Origin of the sequence: Pigmentiphaga kullae, assembly GCF_004216695.1 — a bacterium.
GTDB classification, from domain to species: domain Bacteria; phylum Pseudomonadota; class Gammaproteobacteria; order Burkholderiales; family Burkholderiaceae_B; genus Pigmentiphaga; species Pigmentiphaga kullae.
Genome location: NZ_SGXC01000001.1, coordinates 2049942 through 2067210, shown reverse-complemented (window position 1 = coordinate 2067210; position 17269 = coordinate 2049942). Strand labels below are relative to the sequence as shown.

The 17269-nt window shown below is 50.3% G+C and carries 15 protein-coding genes and 1 pseudogene; 10 read left to right on the top strand and 6 right to left on the bottom strand.

The genetic code is table 11. The features are described 5' to 3' along the window. Positions 1 to 5: 5 nt before the first annotated feature. The 10 genes from EV675_RS10075 (at position 6) to EV675_RS10030 (ending at position 11070) form a co-directional block, all read left to right on the top strand. Positions 6 to 1259: a lipopolysaccharide biosynthesis protein gene (locus EV675_RS10075; protein ID WP_130357114.1), complete on the top strand. Its 1254-nt coding sequence runs from the start codon at positions 6 to 8 to the stop codon at positions 1257 to 1259. Beyond that, a complete protein-coding gene (locus tag EV675_RS10070; protein ID WP_130357113.1) occupies positions 1256 to 1852 on the top strand; it encodes a hypothetical protein in 597 nt (198 codons plus the stop codon). The genes EV675_RS10075 and EV675_RS10070 overlap by 4 nt, the downstream gene beginning before the upstream one ends. Further along, positions 1849 to 2781 carry a ketoacyl-ACP synthase III gene (locus tag EV675_RS10065; RefSeq protein ID WP_130357112.1) on the top strand — a complete coding sequence of 311 codons (933 nt, stop codon included), beginning with the start codon at positions 1849 to 1851 and terminating at the stop codon, positions 2779 to 2781. The genes EV675_RS10070 and EV675_RS10065 overlap by 4 nt, the downstream gene beginning before the upstream one ends. After that, entirely contained in the window at positions 2782 to 3018 is a 237-nt protein-coding gene (locus EV675_RS10060; protein ID WP_130357111.1) for an acyl carrier protein, read from the top strand. Positions 3019 to 3023: 5 nt separating this feature from the next. Further along, the gene (locus EV675_RS10055) at positions 3024 to 4097 is read left to right on the top strand and encodes a hypothetical protein (RefSeq protein WP_130357110.1); all 1074 of its coding nucleotides are present in this window, start codon (positions 3024 to 3026) and stop codon (positions 4095 to 4097) included. A 53-nt stretch (positions 4098 to 4150) separates the two neighbouring features. After that, complete coding sequence (locus EV675_RS10050; protein WP_130357109.1) at positions 4151 to 5509, top strand: polysaccharide deacetylase family protein; 1359 nt, start codon at positions 4151 to 4153, stop codon at positions 5507 to 5509. A gap of 60 nt (positions 5510 to 5569) precedes the next feature. Next, on the top strand, positions 5570 to 6625 hold the full coding sequence (gene wecB / locus EV675_RS10045; protein WP_130357108.1) for a non-hydrolyzing UDP-N-acetylglucosamine 2-epimerase: 1056 nt from the start codon (positions 5570 to 5572) through the stop codon (positions 6623 to 6625). Continuing rightward, on the top strand, positions 6622 to 7893 hold the full coding sequence (locus tag EV675_RS10040; RefSeq protein ID WP_130357107.1) for a glycosyltransferase: 1272 nt from the start codon (positions 6622 to 6624) through the stop codon (positions 7891 to 7893). The genes wecB and EV675_RS10040 overlap by 4 nt, the downstream gene beginning before the upstream one ends. Before the next feature lie 246 nt (positions 7894 to 8139). Then, positions 8140 to 9072, top strand: a complete 933-nt coding sequence (locus tag EV675_RS10035; RefSeq protein WP_165404520.1) for an O-antigen ligase family protein — start codon at positions 8140 to 8142, stop codon at positions 9070 to 9072. A gap of 57 nt (positions 9073 to 9129) precedes the next feature. Next, entirely contained in the window at positions 9130 to 11070 is a 1941-nt protein-coding gene (locus EV675_RS10030; RefSeq protein ID WP_130357105.1) for an acyltransferase family protein, read from the top strand. 554 nt (positions 11071 to 11624) lie between these two features. Here EV675_RS10030 and EV675_RS10025 read toward each other — a convergent pair. The 6 genes and pseudogenes from EV675_RS10025 to EV675_RS10000 form a co-directional block, all read right to left on the bottom strand. Beyond that, the gene (locus EV675_RS10025; protein ID WP_130357104.1) at positions 11625 to 11762 is read right to left on the bottom strand and encodes an integrase core domain-containing protein; all 138 of its coding nucleotides are present in this window, start codon (positions 11760 to 11762) and stop codon (positions 11625 to 11627) included. 3 nt (positions 11763 to 11765) lie between these two features. Next, positions 11766 to 11888 (bottom strand): annotated as a pseudogene (locus tag EV675_RS30185) (IS3 family transposase); the annotation flags it as partial. 219 nt (positions 11889 to 12107) lie between these two features. Further along, positions 12108 to 12446, bottom strand: a complete 339-nt coding sequence (locus tag EV675_RS10015; RefSeq protein ID WP_130357102.1) for an integrase — start codon at positions 12444 to 12446, stop codon at positions 12108 to 12110. Next, entirely contained in the window at positions 12443 to 12757 is a 315-nt protein-coding gene (locus EV675_RS10010) for a DUF1153 domain-containing protein (protein ID WP_130357101.1), read from the bottom strand. Before EV675_RS10010 ends, EV675_RS10015 begins: the two co-directional genes overlap by 4 nt. Before the next feature lie 372 nt (positions 12758 to 13129). Further along, complete coding sequence (locus EV675_RS10005; RefSeq protein WP_130357100.1) at positions 13130 to 14710, bottom strand: hypothetical protein; 1581 nt, start codon at positions 14708 to 14710, stop codon at positions 13130 to 13132. Positions 14711 to 15052: 342 nt separating this feature from the next. After that, on the bottom strand, positions 15053 to 17269 hold the full coding sequence (locus tag EV675_RS10000; RefSeq protein ID WP_130357099.1) for a polysaccharide biosynthesis tyrosine autokinase: 2217 nt from the start codon (positions 17267 to 17269) through the stop codon (positions 15053 to 15055).

Here is a 17269-nt window from a genome sequence, read left to right as displayed (position 1 = left end):
CTCCAATGAAGGAGAGCAGCTACCGTCGGAATGTGCTTACGTTGATGTCCGGCTCAGCAATAGCTCAGGCTCTGCCAATAGCCGCATCCCCAATTCTCACCCGACTTTATACGCCGGATGACTTTGGACTTGCCGCGCTGTTTCTGGCTATCGCTGCCGTGGCAGCATCGGTTGCCAATGGCAGGTACGAATTAGCCATTGGTCTTCCTGAATCGGATGAAGACGCCATCAACATAGCGGCTCTTGGTGCGGCTCTCGCCGTAATTGTTTCCGCTTTGTTCCTCGTCATCGTGGTTTTTTTTGGCAAGTGGCTAGCCGTTTTACTACAGGCGGAATCCATTGCCCCCTGGTTATATTTGATTCCGGTTTCAGTACTTCTAACCGGAATTTTCAACGTGCTTAACTACACAAACAATCGCATCGGAAAATTCAAAGACATCGCCGCTGCCAATCTATACAAATCCCTTTTCTCCACAGCCACGCAGTTAGGCCTCGGCCTCGTGACTAGAGGAAGTGCGGGACTGATCACCGGCGGCATGATCGGACAGCTTACGTCAAACCTCAAACTCTACCGCAATGCAAAAAAACATTTCGACTTTGGGGCCATCACCTGCGCTAGGGCGGTCTCTTTAGGAAGACGTTACCAAAGCTTTCCGAAATATAGCATGTGGTCCGGCTTTTTTAATACCTCAGCAACCAATGCGATTAACTTCCTTATGCCCATGGTCTTTGGTCTTAGCACCTTGGGCTTCTACAACATGGCAATGCGCATACTGGGAACACCAGCCACATTGATTTCTTCTGCTTTTGGGCAGGTTTTTTTACGAGAAGCCACGCTGGAGAAGCAAAAAACGGGATATGCGAGGACTGCATTCAACAAAACCGTCAAACGACTTACGCTCATTGGTGCGCCTATTTTCATAGCGGCTTTCTTTCTCTCGGAACCCTTATTCAGCTTAGTCTTCGGTGAACAGTGGCGGATTGCCGGGACCTATGCCGCAATCATGAGCCCTCTTCTTTTTATCCGCTTCGTCGTCTCGAGTCTTACTGTGATGAACGTCGTTTTCGAAAAAAATCACATCGGTTTCTACTGGCAACTGATCCTAGTGCTCCTGAGCGTCGGACTAGTTTACACAGCCCACATATTGAATTGGTCATTCTCTCAATATCTTCATATTAACACGGCCGCCCTGACAGCCCACTACATGGTTCTGCTAGCCATTATGTTCACCTACAACCGGAGAGCGGAAAAAATATGAAAATCCCACTTGATCTAACATTCAAGGGCAATCGCCACTACATACAAGGCGGAGACCTCTTTAATAGCGCTGAAGCAGTCATACAAGCTTTCTTCAAATCTGAGAAGGCCTATATCAATCGACTCAGCTTTACCCGGTTTGCTTATAATCAATGTGATCTTCTCATTGGGGATATCCCGTCGCCCGAGGAGAAAATTGGCGAAGGCTCCCTAACGCTACCAGATGGCGAAACCAGACTCTTTTATCTGTGTGAAAAATCGACTAAGCTGCTTGAGCGTCGACCTTATGATGAAGAGTCTATGGTCGCTCCGGCAACATACGAAGATCGCTCCGCAATGTTGCTGGCGCCTCTCCCCTACACAAGCATCGAAGCCGTTATAGCACTTACGAAAGTACTTAGCTACAGATTGAACGAGCCAGCCCAGGGAAAATGGGTTTTTGGCAAGATCGATCTACAACAAAAGCTGCCAGCCATACGCGAAAATCTTACGATCAGGCAGGTCAAAGCTTTGCCTGGTCGCTTTTCAGTCAATGATGTCGTCATAGACAATATTCGAGTAGCTCAGATTCACTTCATCGTGGGGGCGCCATGACTATTCGACTGCAAGCTATTGCATCGTACATACCTAGGGGGGGTATTGACAATCTCCTTCAAGCGGCGGCCTTTGGAGAAACGGAGGATTCCGTTCTGCATAAAATCGGAGCCCGTTGGCTCCCTAGAAAAGCGGAAGATGAGGAAACGTCCGATCTGGCCACCAAAGCGGTGGCCATCCTACTAGAGAAGACGCAGTTAAGCCCTGGTAATGTAGGAGCCTTGGTGGTGGTAACTCAAAATGGCGACGGCTATCATCTGCCACACACCTCCGCATTCGTGCATGCAAAACTCGGACTTCCGACGTCCGTACCAGTTTTCGATATCTCTCTGGGATGCTCGGGATATGTTTACGGACTGCATATTCTGAGGAGCTTGATGCAGGCCAGCAATCTTGATAACGGCATTCTCGTTACCGCGGACCCCTATTCCAAGATAATCAACCCGCAAGATAAAGCTACCACCCTCCTTTTTGGCGACGCTGCCACGGCCACACTTTTGAGCAATCAGGGACACTGGTCCCTATCGAATCCCCGCATGGGATCTGATGGTAAAAATGCCGAGCAAATCATGGTAAAAGACGGTCAATTTTTCATGAATGGCCGCCAAGTCTTCAATTTTGCAGCGCTCTTGATACCAAAAGAAATTCAAGCGCTTTTGCAAGAAAATGGCTTGAATGAAACAGATATCGACAGCTATTGTCTTCACCAGGGTAGCGCTGGGATTCTGGACGCCATCGCTCGCAGGTTTCCAGCCGTGAAAGATCGTTTTATTAACAAACTTTATTCGACAGGCAACACCGTTTCTTCTTCAATTCCCCTATTACTTGAAGAACAAATATCTCGAGCCGAAACCAAAAGAGTACTCATATCCGGTTTCGGCGTAGGTCTGTCCTGGGCCTCAATGATTCTTAACCGAAAGGAAATTTAAATGCAAATCAGTCACGATGAAATTCGCGAAATAATAAAGAACGTTGCCTCCTCTGTCGACGTGGCAAAGATCGACCCCAACACCAAGCTCAGGGAGTACGGGGTAGACAGCTTGGATTTCTTTGATATCGTGCTTCAGCTGCAAGAGAAACTCGGAAGAGAAATCTCTGATGAAGAGGTTGATGAGTTGAGGACGCTCAATTCCATTCAATCTTTTTTCCTGAAAGACTCCAACTAATCATCATGAAGTTCACCCACCGGCGCTACCAGAACGGCGATGCCGAGCGTATAAACGCTCTTTACTTTTCAATAAGCGGCATACAAAGAAGCCTGCCTGAGTTCTCATGGCAATGGCTGGAATCGCCGGCGGGTGAATCTGAAATCTGGCTAATAGAAGCGGAGCTTCCGGGCAGTGAGCCAAAGCTGATTGGCCACCATGGAGTTATGGCGGAGAATTTTTGTTTCCGTGGCACGCCGATAAGAGGCGGAAAGACGGAAAACACCATGGTGCTGCCGGAGTACCGCGACAAGATTTTATATCCAAGACTCGAGAAGGATTTTCTCTCGAATTATCAGGATAAGTTCGACATCCTGTTTTCTACCACGGGGCCGGCCCCGGCTCTACGCTTGCGGAAAGCCCTGGGATATACCTTTGAGCAAGCCTGGCAGACGGTTTATTTCGGCTCCGAGCCAGCGATCAGTCTGTCCCTTTTTTCAGAGAAAATCCTCCCAAAATTGGCAATCGATCCAGGTCCGGTTTTGGACACTCCCGGCAAAGAATCCTGGCAGGGTCTAACGATTGAAACAATCCTACCCCAACAGTCAGAGTTTGACCTCGACAACCTGTGGGCCTCTGCTTCTGCTAACTACGGAGTTACACCTTCCCGAACCAGGCGAGATCTCGAGTGGAGGTTTTGGAATAATCCATATAAAAAGCATTGGATGTTAAAGATAGGCCACGAATCGGATATTTTCGTTTGTGTACTTTCCCATAGGAAGGGAAGGGGGTTATTTGTCGACGATATTTACGGAACGACACCGGCGAAAACCATCCAGATCGCTAATCAAGTACTATCCTGGTGCCGAGTCAAACTGGGGGTAACGTATTTACGGACGACGACCACCACTGACTGCGAGTCTTTCTTTTCGGGTGCGCGGTATTTCGCCGACACCTGGCTGATGAGAGGCGCTTCGCTCATTGGTCAGGAACGTGAGCAACCCAAAATGCCTCGCAAGGTTACAGATCGCGGCAAAAAAATGGGAATAACAGATGATTCTCTTTGGTATGTAACGCCATTCTTTTTGGAAGGGCGCTAGCCATCTGAGGAAATAGCTGGCAATGGAGCTTCGTCTTTGAGCATTCGTCACCTATGAGACTTAACCAGTTTACCAAAGCTGCTATTTTGTGGCTCGAAACCCTGCTTTTCGAGCGATATGGACATCGTTTTTCTTTGGAACAGAATGGCGAGACCATTCGCATACATTTATCTGGCTCGGAAAGATACATCATCTTCCCTCAGTGTGTTCCAGAGTTTCGCTCATTTGATTCGCAATTCGGCTGCATGGTCTGGAGTGCGGAAGCCGAATCCTTCTCCTCTCCCCTTGGTCTTCCCATCCCTACCCCGTCACCCACTCCGCTTGCAAAGCCAATCATGGAAGACCAAGGGGATCATTATGTCGTCAACTACGATATTCCCGGGCTAACCTATTGGATGCTCTCCCGCGTCGAGGAAGTGAATGCAAAGGATTTGGATAATCATTCGCGCTTTCCTGCGAAGGCCTCCCATGCGTTCAAGCACTCCTATCTGGAACGTCCCATCGTGGATGAATGGCTTGATATACTCCGCCAAGTCATTCACCGTGTTTGGCCTGCACTTGAACTGAAAACTCATCGGTTTTCCGTCCGAGTGTCGCACGATGTGGATTGCCCCAGTAAATATGCCTTCACCGATGTAGCTGGCTTTCTGCGAGTATTAGCGGGTGACATCATAAAAAGAAGAGATTTCCGTAGCGCACTGACTGCGCCACTTATCAAGTTTGCCTCCAGAACATCACTTCACCGTGCGGATCCAATGAACACGTTTGAATGGATTATGGATGTCTCCGACGCCCACGGGTTGAAAAGTGCATTCTATTTCATTTGCGGTAGAACGGACAAGCACTTCGATGCTGATTACAACATCACGGATCCAGCCTTAAGATCTCTTATACGCAGGATCTACGAGCGTGGCCATGAAATTGGTCTTCACCCTAGCTATAAAACGTACCTAAACTCTCAACTCCTCGCCCAGGAAGCAAAAGCCTTGTGGAGCGTCTGCGACCAGGAGGCCGTTTACCAAGAAAAGTGGGGGGGGCGGATGCATTTTTTGCGTTGGTCCCATCCATATACACTTCGCGCCTGGGCCGATGCCGGAATGGATTACGACAGCACGTTCAGTTATGCGGACCTTCCCGGCTTTCGTTGCGGAACATGCCACGAATATCCAGCATTTGACCCAGTCGATCAGATCCAACTCGGTCTCCGCATACGCCCATTGGTAGCAATGGAATGCACCGTCATAGCAAAGCGTTACGCGAATCTGGGTACAGGAAACGTTGCGCTGCGGAAGTTTTCTGCACTGAAAGATGCATGTCGAGCTGTACAGGGTACTTTCACTTTACTTTGGCATAACTCGTTGTTTTCCACAGAAGGCGAACGAGATTTGTATTGTAAAATATTGGAAAACTAGTTAGAAATTCGTCCATACGATATCTCTAACAGCCGTCCGAAGCAAAGCAAATCGAATATCATGAAAATACTCACAGTCGTTGGTGCCCGGCCGCAATTCATCAAAGCGGCGGTTGTTTCTCGAGAAATCGCCGATCGGCCTGGGATCACCGAAATCATTGTCCATACCGGCCAACATTACGATGCCGAGATGTCCGAGATTTTTTTTGAACAAATGCACATCCCGAAGCCGCACTACAATCTTGCGATTGGAGGTGGAAAACACGGAGAAATGACTGGACGGCAATTGGAGAAAATCGAAGGTGTCCTGCTAAAGGAGGCTCCCGACTGGGTACTCGTTTACGGCGACACGAACTCCACATTGGCAGGTGCCCTTGCTTCGGCCAAGTTGAACATACCCGTAGCGCATGTTGAAGCAGGCCTCCGTTCGTTCAACCGGAAGATGCCCGAAGAAATTAACCGCATTCTGACCGATCATGCTTCGACGTTGCTTTTCGCGCCTACAGACACTGCCGTGCAAAACTTGGAGAATGAAGGCAGGCCTCCACAATCAATACGGAGGGTTGGTGACGTCATGCTCGATGCGACGTTATTTTATGCCCCCAAGGCGGTGGAGCCCCCCTGGTTTCGCCAGATGACACTTACCCCCCAAAAGTACGTGCTTTGCACCATCCATCGAGCTGAAAACACCGACGATATCGGCAGATTGGTGTCGATCCTCGAAGGATTAGCGCGGAGCCCTTTGCCCATCATCCTGCCGCTCCATCCACGAACGAAACAGGTGTTGGCGAAAGCTAATTTGAATCTACCCTCCACTGTCAGGCTCGTTCCCCCTGTCGGATATCTGGAGATGGCTTGGTTGGAGAAGAATTGTGCCTCCATCGTCACTGACTCGGGAGGCGTTCAGAAGGAAGCCTATTTCCACAACAAACTGTGCATCACGATAAGAGACGAAACGGAGTGGACGGAGCTGGTTACTGCAGGAGTCAACATCCTGGTTGGCACTGCTCCTGACAGAATTGAAGCTGCCCTAAAATCGCCGAGCCCGGAGATCTATCCATTTGGCCTATATGGTGATGGGCACGCCGCCTCCAAGATTGTTGAGGCGCTGCTATGAGCCTGAGAGTCGGCCTTATTACATACAACTGGCCGCCACGCAATGCCATAGGTACTTTTCGCGCTTACAGTTGGGCCAAGTACTGGGCGGAAGAGAACGGAGTAGAAGTCTTCGTATTCACTCCAACAAAACAAGCTTTTGACGCGCCTTTAGATCTGCATTTACCCATTTCCTCTAGAATAACGGTTTTTCAAATTGAATCCACCAAACCGCCCACCGGCTCAGTGCTTGGCAAATCAAAAAAACTCATGAAATTGGGGCGGGCTCTCAACTCTTGGTTGAAGATCAGACTTGGCCTCGTACTTGATCCCAGAGATTACTGGATTGCACCAGCTTGTCAAAAAGTAGATTGCGTTGCCGCGAACCTCGACGTCATTGTCAGCACTCATGGCCCCAGATCCACTCATCTCATCGCTTCCCATGTAAGAGCCAGACATCCTCATTTAAAATGGATCGCTGACTATAGAGACTTGTGGAGTCAAAACCACCTCGCCTCTTACGGGCCTACCGCTCAAAAAAGAGAAGCGGCCATCGAACGACGAGCGATGAAAGAAGCAGATGCCTTTATCACGGTATCCGACGAGCTTGCTGCACAATTAGAGACACTAGTGTGCTCCCATGTCCATGTGATTCCAAATGGCTTCGATCCCGAAGACTATCTTGGCTATCCCGACGCACCGACCCACGAAGATCCCCCTAGGCTTGTCTACACGGGCATGCTGTATCGACAGCACCGCGACCCGAGCCCTCTGTTCCAGGCCCTATCAGAACTGCACCAGGAGGGTGCGATAAGTCCCGGAGACATTCACGTCGATTTCTATGGCCCACCCGATTCATGGCTTGATGAGTTGATTAATCGCTTCGGCGTCCATCCGTTCGTCAACCTCATGGGTCGGGTACAAAGGCCTGATGCCCTAAAAGCACAATCACGAGCTTCGGCCCTCCTATTGATAGAGAGTGCAGCCCCCGAGGCGCGCGGAGTTTTAACGGGTAAACTATTTGAGTACTTGGCAATGGGCAAGCCGATCCTAAGTTTGGGCAGCCCGCCTGGCTCTGCTATCGGACGCGTTTTGAGCAGCACAGCTACCGGCTTGATTGCCGAGAATGATGTGCAGAAGGTTAAGTCCTTCCTCCTCTCGATGATGAAGAGAGAGCCCCTTAAGTGGCACTCTCCTCGAAAGGATGTAATCTCTCAATTTTCGAGGCCCTCTCAAGCCAAACAAGTTCTCCAGATCATGCAAAATCTAATGGCAAAGTCTGGAGATTAGGCCACTCACACAATGTTGAATCTACGACGAATCCTCTCTTTCTGGATGACGCTTGGCCTCATAATGCTCCCTCTTTATCTGTGGGGATCCGGTGGCGTACAACCCTCGCACTTCATCATATTCGCTGGCGCTGTTTGCCTCTTCTTGTCCAGAGGACTTAGACTGGACGCCGGGGGTTTGATTCTTCTAATCCTTTTCTTCTTTGTGGCTCTGCGAGAAAGTGCTTTCGCTCTTCAGGGGAGCTCGTTGCGAAACACTTTGCCTGCATTCTATATCGCATTTTCCTGCTTTATATATATAGCGATGCGACAATGGTTATCTGATACGAAGAATTTGATATTTTGCGTGGTTGGACTTGCAGCAGCCGCTCTCATAGCCGTTGGCGGAGTATTCTTCATGGGTTACGGATCCACCATCGACTTCGAAGGCGGGCGATCTATTGGAACTTTCAACAACCCGAATCAGCTCGGGTATTTTTCCGTCTGCCTTTTTTCTCTGGCTGCAGCCTTGTATCTTAGAGGATCGATTTCGCGCCTGATTCTTCTCGCTTTCATAGTAACAGCTGTTTTTCTTGCCATTGCCTCTCTCTCGAAAGCAGCGATGGTGGCTTGTGCTTTCGGAGTTTTGAGTATTGTTTATAGGATGAGCAAATCCAAAGCGGGCATACTCTTGGGACTTCTTCTAAGCGCGATTCTAGTGCTGGCTTCCTTCTTTCTTTTTACGTCCGGACAACTGGACGACTACAAATTTACCCACCGACTCTCCAGCATAGGGAGCCAAAGTGATGACTCCTTGGAAGGGCGAGGATATGGAATTCTGCTTGACGTGGATGCCATCCAACTTCTCTTCGGACATGGCTCCGAGGGCGTAAGCAAGATCCTTGGCCATGAGCTTCATAGCACGATCGGTAGTTTTTTTGCAAACTACGGATTGATTGGTGGAATTTTATTTATAGTTTTTTTGATTTTCTGGTTCAAGAAAACTTGGAACAACTATGGATTTACGGGTTTGCTCACTATTGTTGTCCCTCCTATGCTTTACGGCCTGACGCACAACGGTAGCCGATTCACGGTTTTCTGGTTGCTGCTGGCACTCTCTACGGTTCAGCTCCCTTCGAGTGTTCGTCGAAAGAAACGCACTCTGCCAGGAGATACCGTCACCCTTTCCCCTGCGAAGTAGCCGGCTTAAGATCTTTGTGGCAGTTAACACTGCCACACCCCAAGATGGAGTTTTTTTGTGCGCTACCGCCCTGAAATTGACGGCCTTCGTGCTCTGGCAGTTCTTCCTGTCTTATTTTTTCATGCCGGCATTCCCTCTTTCAGCGGAGGGTTTACCGGCGTTGATATTTTTTTTGTGATTAGTGGCTATTTAATCACCACTATCATCCTGCAGGAAATTAGAGGCGGCACCTTCAACCTGCTTACCTTTTATGAACGCCGAGCCAGAAGGATTCTTCCCGCGCTTTTCATTGTCCTTGTGCTCAGCGTCATTGCGGCTTGGTTCATTTTGCCGCCGCGGGACATGAGGGATTTTTCGAAGGGCCTAGTAGCAACGTCTTTATTCTCAACGAACATTCTGTTCTGGCTAACCAGTGGGTATTTTGAGACAGCTTCGGAACTTAAGCCATTATTGCACACATGGAGTCTGGCCGTAGAAGAACATTTCTACCTTCTCTTTCCACTTCTGCTGATCATCACGTCGAAACTGACGAAGCGCAAACTTCTTATCCTTTTCGTTGTATTTCTAGCCTTCAGCCTTCTTCTTGCTGAAGTGATGATTCCGACAACACCCGATGCAGCGTTTTACTTATTGCCTACTCGCGCCTGGGAACTTCTGGTTGGGTCAATAGTATCTTTGATTTTGACGAAAGAAATGGCTCTTCCTCGATGGATGCGGGAGGGAGGTGGAGTCATTGGACTTCTTCTCGTCCTTTACGCCATTTTTCGCCTGAATCATTCCACCCCATTTCCTGGAGTTTATGCACTCATTCCCACCGTGGGCGCCGCGTGCATAATTTTTTTCTCGGATAGTCAAACCACAGTCGGAAGGCTGCTTTCTTTTCGGCCCGTGGTATTCATAGGCCTAATCAGCTATAGCTTATATCTCTGGCATCAGCCCCTTTTTTCACTTTTCAGAGTATGGCACTTCGGAAATACACACACCATCGACTTCCTTTATCTAATTCTTTTTGCGTTGTTTCTCTCCGTTCTCTCCTGGAAATATGTCGAAAAACCATTTCGAGACAAGGGACGAATAAAAAAGGGCGATGTTTTCAAGTTCTCCATTTTTGGTCTTACCCTTTTCCTCAGCGTCGGGGTCGCGGGCTTTTTTTCAAACGGCTTCGTCAAAGCCAGAGCAACGCCGGAGCAGCTCTCTGTTCTTTCCACTGCCAAGTTCAGCCCCAAGCGAGAGCATTGCCATACCGACGGCAAGCAGTATTTAAGGCCGGAGAACGCATGTGAGTATTATGACGGGCAACTCTCCTGGGCCATATTCGGCGATAGCCACGCCGTCGAACTGGCCTATGAAATGGCGAAAGTGCTGCGGCCTCATGGCGAAAAACTTCGCCATTTGTCATTCAGCGGTTGCTTTCCTACCTATGGGCGTCAACTCGATGGAAGATACGGCCCGTGCTCCGAATGGACCGAGCTGGCAATCAGGAATATTATTCACACCCCTCAGATCAAGAACGTTGTTATTGCTTATCGGATCAACTCCGAGCTTTTCGGGGACCACACCCAAACATACCCGCTTTTGCCCAATAAGGTTGCTGAATCCGAAAGAGAGCTACGGTGGCGTTCCTACGTGGCCACGTTGAAAACTTTCGTCGACGCACACAAGCGCGTATTCCTGGTTCTGCAGGCTCCGGAGCTTCCAAAGCCCATTGATTTTCTTATTTTTAACTCCAAACAACCGGAGGGAGATATTCCCGGAGTCAATATAAACTGGTGGAGCGAGAGAAGTAATTTTGTCAAGCAGCGGTTAAGCCAGCTTCCACCCTCGGTCGAGGTTATTGATCCAGCGAAGCTACTGTGTACTAAAGAGAGATGTTTCGCCGCAAGGAACGGTACTTCATTTTACTTTGACAATCATCACCCATCGCTTGCGGGTGCATCGCTAATAGCCGCAGAAATCGCGAGCAAAGCCGTCAGCGTCCGTGGCACTCCAGTTAAGTAGACAACAACCGATAGAGATTCAAAGCTTTGGTTCGCCGAGACATGTACAGCTTCGGCGGGACTCCGCTCTGAACTCATGTGGGCGATATTCGTCGCCGGCGGCTAATCATTGATCGGTGATGGCTTGAACCTGTTCCAGATTGGCCAACAAATAGGCGTCAAGCACTTTGGTCCGATAGGTTTAAGTGAACCGCTTGATGAAGGCGTTGTGGTTTGTTTTCCCGGTTGGATGTATCTCACGACAATGCCTTTGGCCGCGCTACCCAACCGCAGTCCGCAATGCAGAGCGTGTGCATGAAATCCAGCGCCCAGCCCTTGGCTCCTCCGCAGGCCCAAGGGCTGGCGTGGCCGCTTTAGCAGCCGCTTCTTGCTACGACATGCCAAGTTTCATTCCATCTTGCAAGACGCCCGCCGAACGCGCTTCTTGTTCCAACGGCAGCCATCGAGCCCTGGCTAGGCGAAGCACTTCCAGAGTACCCATCGCCCATGCCTACTCACCCGACCTTGCTCGATCACTTCTGCATCGCTGTATTGACCCAGCAGAACCTGCTCAGGTTAAGCGGCTAATGCAAATGCCTGAGCCGGGGTCTTCATGCCAAGCGCCTGGTGCGGGCGTCGGCCGTTGTAGAAGCGTATCCAATCGCCGATCACGCGGCTGGCGTGTTGGATCGTCTCGAAGCGGTGCCGATGCACGCACTATTCCTTGAGCGTGCGGATCACCCGTTCGATCATGCCGTTCTGCTGAGGGCAGTGCGGCGTGATGAACTCCTGGCGCAAGCCGTAGCTGCGCACGAGGGCGGTGTAGCTGCGCGAGGTAAAAACCAAGCCATTGTCCGAGCGCAGCAGAAACGGCATCGGCACGCGCCCCAGCGTTCCGAAGCGAGCGATCAGAGCGTGTTCCAGTGCAGCACCCGCCGTGCAGGCCCTACCGCTTCGCGACAGGTGTCAGCCAAGCGACTCACGTGTGTGGCAGTCGATCACCAGCGCCAGCGTTGCCCAGCCGTCCCGTCCAGCCCATACCCGGCACAGATCCGTGGATCAGCGTTCGTTGGGCATCGTTGCCACCGATGGCAGCGCCTGGATGCGGGGCCTGAAGCCTATGGGCCGCTTGCGAACCTGCCAGCCCATCAGTTGGAACACGCGTTGCACGGTGTTCTTGTTGAACCCCAGCAGGTGCGCCACCGTCCGGTACCCGAACGACGGCGATTCCTCGATCGTCGCCTTGATCGGCACGGCGAGCTTGGGATCAACCTTGGGCGCGGACTTCACCGGCTTGTAGTACACCGTGCGGCGCGGCACGCCGAACCAGCGGCGCAGCTTGGAGATCGAGACGGTGATGCCGTCGGCTTGCAGTCCCTGGCGGATCGTCTCGATCACTTCTCGTCCTCGCCCAGCAGGGACTGCAATTTTTTTCTGGCGCGCAGCTCCAGCATCGCCTCGCCATAGGCTTCTTGCATGTCCTTGAGCTGGCGTTCGTACTGTTCGCGCAGGTCCTGCGGGTTGGCTCTCAGGGCGTTCTCCATGCCCCGCTTGCCGTCATCGACCCACTGTTCGACCTCCGACGGCGACAGATCGTACTGCCGGCTCGCCTCGGTCACGGTGGTCTTGCCCTGAATGATGTCCAGCACCAGCGCGCTCTTGCGCTTGGCTGTCCAGCGTTTGATGTCCTCTTCCATCTTCATGCTCATCGTCAACTTCCTCGATTATGACGTGAGCAGGATTTCACTGGGTCAATACATGCAGACCTGACATATCACTCTCTTCTCAGCCCGGCCTATTTAAGAAATGCGTTGTTTCGCGCCGCTTCCTCTCTCCGCGGGACACCTCTTGACGCTTCTTAAGGTGATGTCCTGCTGGCTTCCGCGCAGCCGGCAGGGCTGCATGCGGGACCCGCTCTATACTCCACTTGCCATATCGAGCCGCTATTCAACGTTTTTGGCAACAAGTCACTGGATCAACACAACTTTGACTAAAGCGCTTGATGCCCCCGAGTACAGCATCGAACGATAAAAACTCAGGCGCCTTTCATCTTGATACGCCGGTGCAGTCGTTGAGAAAAATCAGTACAAATCCAACTTTCTTTCAACCCCCCTTCCCATCGCATATTTTCCCGAACTAGTTTCTCTCCAACTTTCTTTTTTATAGCGACCGGAGACAACGACCCGATAACTTCTCGATGCATTCTTGTTTATATGCAAATAAAATCCATGCACATTCGAAAAATCGACATTCTGCAGAATCAACTCTGAGTAGGTCCCTTCATCTGCCCCTGCATTGAACGCAACACGCCTTCCTGCAACTTTTCCTCCGTCAAACTCCCAAACCCCGCACCTGTACGCATTGCAAGTTCCTTCCAATCTGGAATCAAAATTGCAATCAGCAAATTTGAATTTTGGCGCTTGCTGCTCCTTCGCCGGCGCCCCGATCAGAGCGAAACCTCTGGGATTGATGGCGTCGTCCCCCGCATCTATTACAAAGCTGCACTTATCAAATACGGCGCTGACGGCATACCCTCCTTTCGTAGGATTTCTAATGTAAAGCCCCTGTACTCTATTTTTTTCTTTTTCATACGGTAATTTTATTTTACTATTAGTTACCTGCAAGGTTATCGGTGATTGATAGTCCTTCGTTTTCCATTCAGAATTGATGACCTTTGCGTGCACCCCTCTCACTAAAAATTTTTGAGGTATCTTCGAGTCAAAAACTTCGATATAGCTGAAACCCCCTCTGTCAGTATATTCGACAACACCAATGGTGGAATTCCGTATCGTCGTTTTCCTCAACCTACTTGTGTCACTAGGCTCTGTGGGCTCACTTTGAACGTAGATAGCTCGACAGCTATCCACCACTACGTTCTCACAATCACACTGAAACTCGAAATCCCCCCTTTGTCCCCAGCTCTTGTTAGCCGCCGTTGGGTGTTCTAATGACTCACAGTTCGTGACCAAAATCTTGGAGAATTTTGTCGGCGAGGTGCTGAAGTTTACGCATGCTCCCGCCCGATCTATAAAAGAACAATTATTAAAAACTACTTCAGCTACAAGAGATCTACTCCCTCCGGCCCAACAAAAGGTATGAGCTTGCTCATAGCCATATCGACGTTTCGGATACCGATTGCTGCGAGCATTTTTATCAAAGGTCATTTTTTGAAAAACGAAACTTCCGCCCTTGAGCTTCGTATCGTCTATCGAATAGTAGAACATCTTAGTGAATCTCCCGCCCCTTTCCGTCGCACCGTCGGCTTCGACAAAGATGGTTCTATTTATGCCCTCTCCAATCATGTACAGGCCTTGCGAATCTCGAGACAGATTGTTCAGCCTTACCGCTCCATCCACGGAAGGATCGATGACATACAATCCAGCGGGCACATACAAATCAGTGCTGTTCTGAATACATTTATCAACCGCTGCTTGAATATAAGGCTTCAAATTCTCCCTATTTGTTCCGTTTTTTATGCTCGCATGCAGATCCTTGGGGATGAACTCCAAAATGGAAATCCTTGAGCGGTTCGCCGATGCGATGTCCTTTGCTGAAATCTCCTCCTTCGCTCTTTCAAGGGCCAAACTCTTTTTCGGAAAAAAAAGCATAGCCGCAGCAGAAAGTCCTGATTGAATCAGCAAGCGTCTTTTCGACTTTTCCATCCCAAACTCCTAGCTGAACCCATTGTCGATCGACCGGCGGAACGACCATCATCACTTTCATTCTAGAACAACAGGGGGGAGAGGCATCAAGCGCAATTACACAATGACGGATCGTCCGAGAAAAGATGGCCATACCGGAAATCGATGTCCTGATGGGATTCGATGGGCGTTCCATTTAGCCCTTCCCACGGATGGATCTGTTTGTTCTCGTTCCGCGCGAGCGCTATAGGCTTCCGACGCTCCAGAAGCGAAAGGTCGCTTGTGCAATCTCGATATTGCAGACAAGCGACCTAGAGACGATTTTGAATTGTAAAAGGCCCTAAGGCCTTAGGAGTACCAATGTCACTTCGAACCGTAGCTGTAGTAGTAGCGATAATTGTAGCCGTAGGCTATCCGCTTCCTCTTGATACCATTGAAGATAAATCCCTTGACCACACCACCGGCCGAGCTGAGTTTCTTCACTGCATCCTGAACTTCACCCACGGTACTGTACTCAGATCTGACGACCATGAACACAGCGTGAGCAACACGCGCAACCGCAAGCGTATCGCCAACCGGCAAGATCGGCGCAGAGTCAAAAATTATATAATCATATTTTGACTGTACAGATTCGATCAATTCCGAGAATCCCTCGGTGAGCAACAACTCTCCCGGATTGGGAGGAATCGAACCTGAGGGCAGAACATCCAACTCACCGCCGAGCAGTTTTTCGTGATAAATGACTTCCGAAAAGGTCGCGGCTTTCGCCAGGACCTCAGCCAACCCCTTCTTTTCTTTATACCCAAAATAGGTACCCAGCTGCGGGCGCCTCATATCTGAATCAATCAGCAAGACCCGCTTTCCACTAGCAGCCAGGAGCGCACTCAGGTTTGCCGACACAAAGCTCTTTCCTATGCCAGCCGTGGCACCAGTGATAACGATGTTTTTGTTTTCCACCCCCATTAGAGCAAAGGCAAGTCCTGTCCTCAGAGAACGCAAGCTCTCGATGGCGGGATCCTCGGGAGCCAGCACAGCCAATAGCTGACTTCGCCCCTCTACAACAGCCTTGCGCCCCTTGCGATCCCTATGATGGGAATCAAGTTTCTCTTGCGACTGGCTCTCGGGGATACTTGCATAAGAAACAAGTCCAGTAGCCCGTTCGATCTCCACCGCTTCCCGTACTGTTGGCCGAAGCACACGGGCAATTGCCGCCGCTCCGATTCCCAGCACCAACCCGGCAAAAATCGTAATTGCGATCGCGACGGGTTTATTGGGAGCTACCGGAGTCTCATCTCGAACAGCGTAATCGACGACACGAACATTCCCAACTGTCCCCGCTTTTGCCACGCTCAACTGCTGCACATTGTTCAGAAGTGCGATATACAGCTGATTGCCGACTTCCGCATCTCGCTGCAACCTGAGCATGTCTCTTTGCGACGCAGGCAGCTTGTTGACTTGCTCATTCACCCTGGCGGCTTCGCGCTCCATCTCACCTAATTGGGCTTCAATTGCTTTCAACTGCGGATGATCTGACTTAAAACGTTGCTTAAACTCGTCTCTTTTCAGCTGAAGCTCGAGCCTGTTTCTCTCAACATCAACAGACTGCTTCAGCAAGCCGTCGGCCTCGCGCTCTACACTTACCGTATTGGTTTTGGTACGAAAATCAGTCAGCGCGTTCTCGGCTCGCTCCACATTCCTTTTAACTTCAGGCAATTGACCATTGAGGAATTTCAGGCTCTGATCTGCTTCGGCGCTACGACGTTCGACGTTCTGAGTTAGATAGGCTTTCGCAATAGCGTTAACGAGATTCCTCCCGAAATCGACATCGTTGCTCTCATAAGATAATCTTATAATTCCGCTTTGACGGGTGGCTTCTTCCGCCTTCAAATCGGCTACGATGCTTTTATATGCCCGTGTAAGCGGGATCTTTCTTACTTCAAACGTAACACCGGAACGAGCCTTCAAAGCAGATATGGCTCCCCGAACCTTTTTTGCACCAGAGCCGAACTCAAAAACCTGACCAACTCGGGCCTTGGCAAGCGGAGATCCATCTTCGCCTCTTATCTCAACGCCATCTTCCGCGGTTACGAAATCGAAAGAATGGCCCAGTAGCGCATCTCCAATCTCCAGAAAACTCAAGGCCAGTGATTCCCCGCCCCACGCGTAAGAATTCATGCCTAGCGGCACTTTATCAATATTATCGTTCCTACGGGCATACCACGCCCCCAGGACAGGGAAACGCTTGGGCGCGATATTGATGTCTGATCCCGTTTCAGTGATCGCTTTTAGAACGACCTCTCGCGATTTGAGAATCTCTACCTCGCCGCTCACGGGGCTGGAACTCGTCCCCAAGGCGTCGGCAATAGCTTGCACGCCAGTCAACGTGGCGGGCTTGTTGTCTTCGACCTGGATCAGAGCGTCAGCCCTATAAACCGGGGGAGCGAGGACGACATAGGCTCCCCCTAGGACAAGGACAAAAGTAAAGACCGCGACGATTGTCCATATATACTGAAGCAAAACATCCAGTATATCTGCCAATTTTAGATCATTCGAATCATCAGCAATGTTTTCAGCACTCAT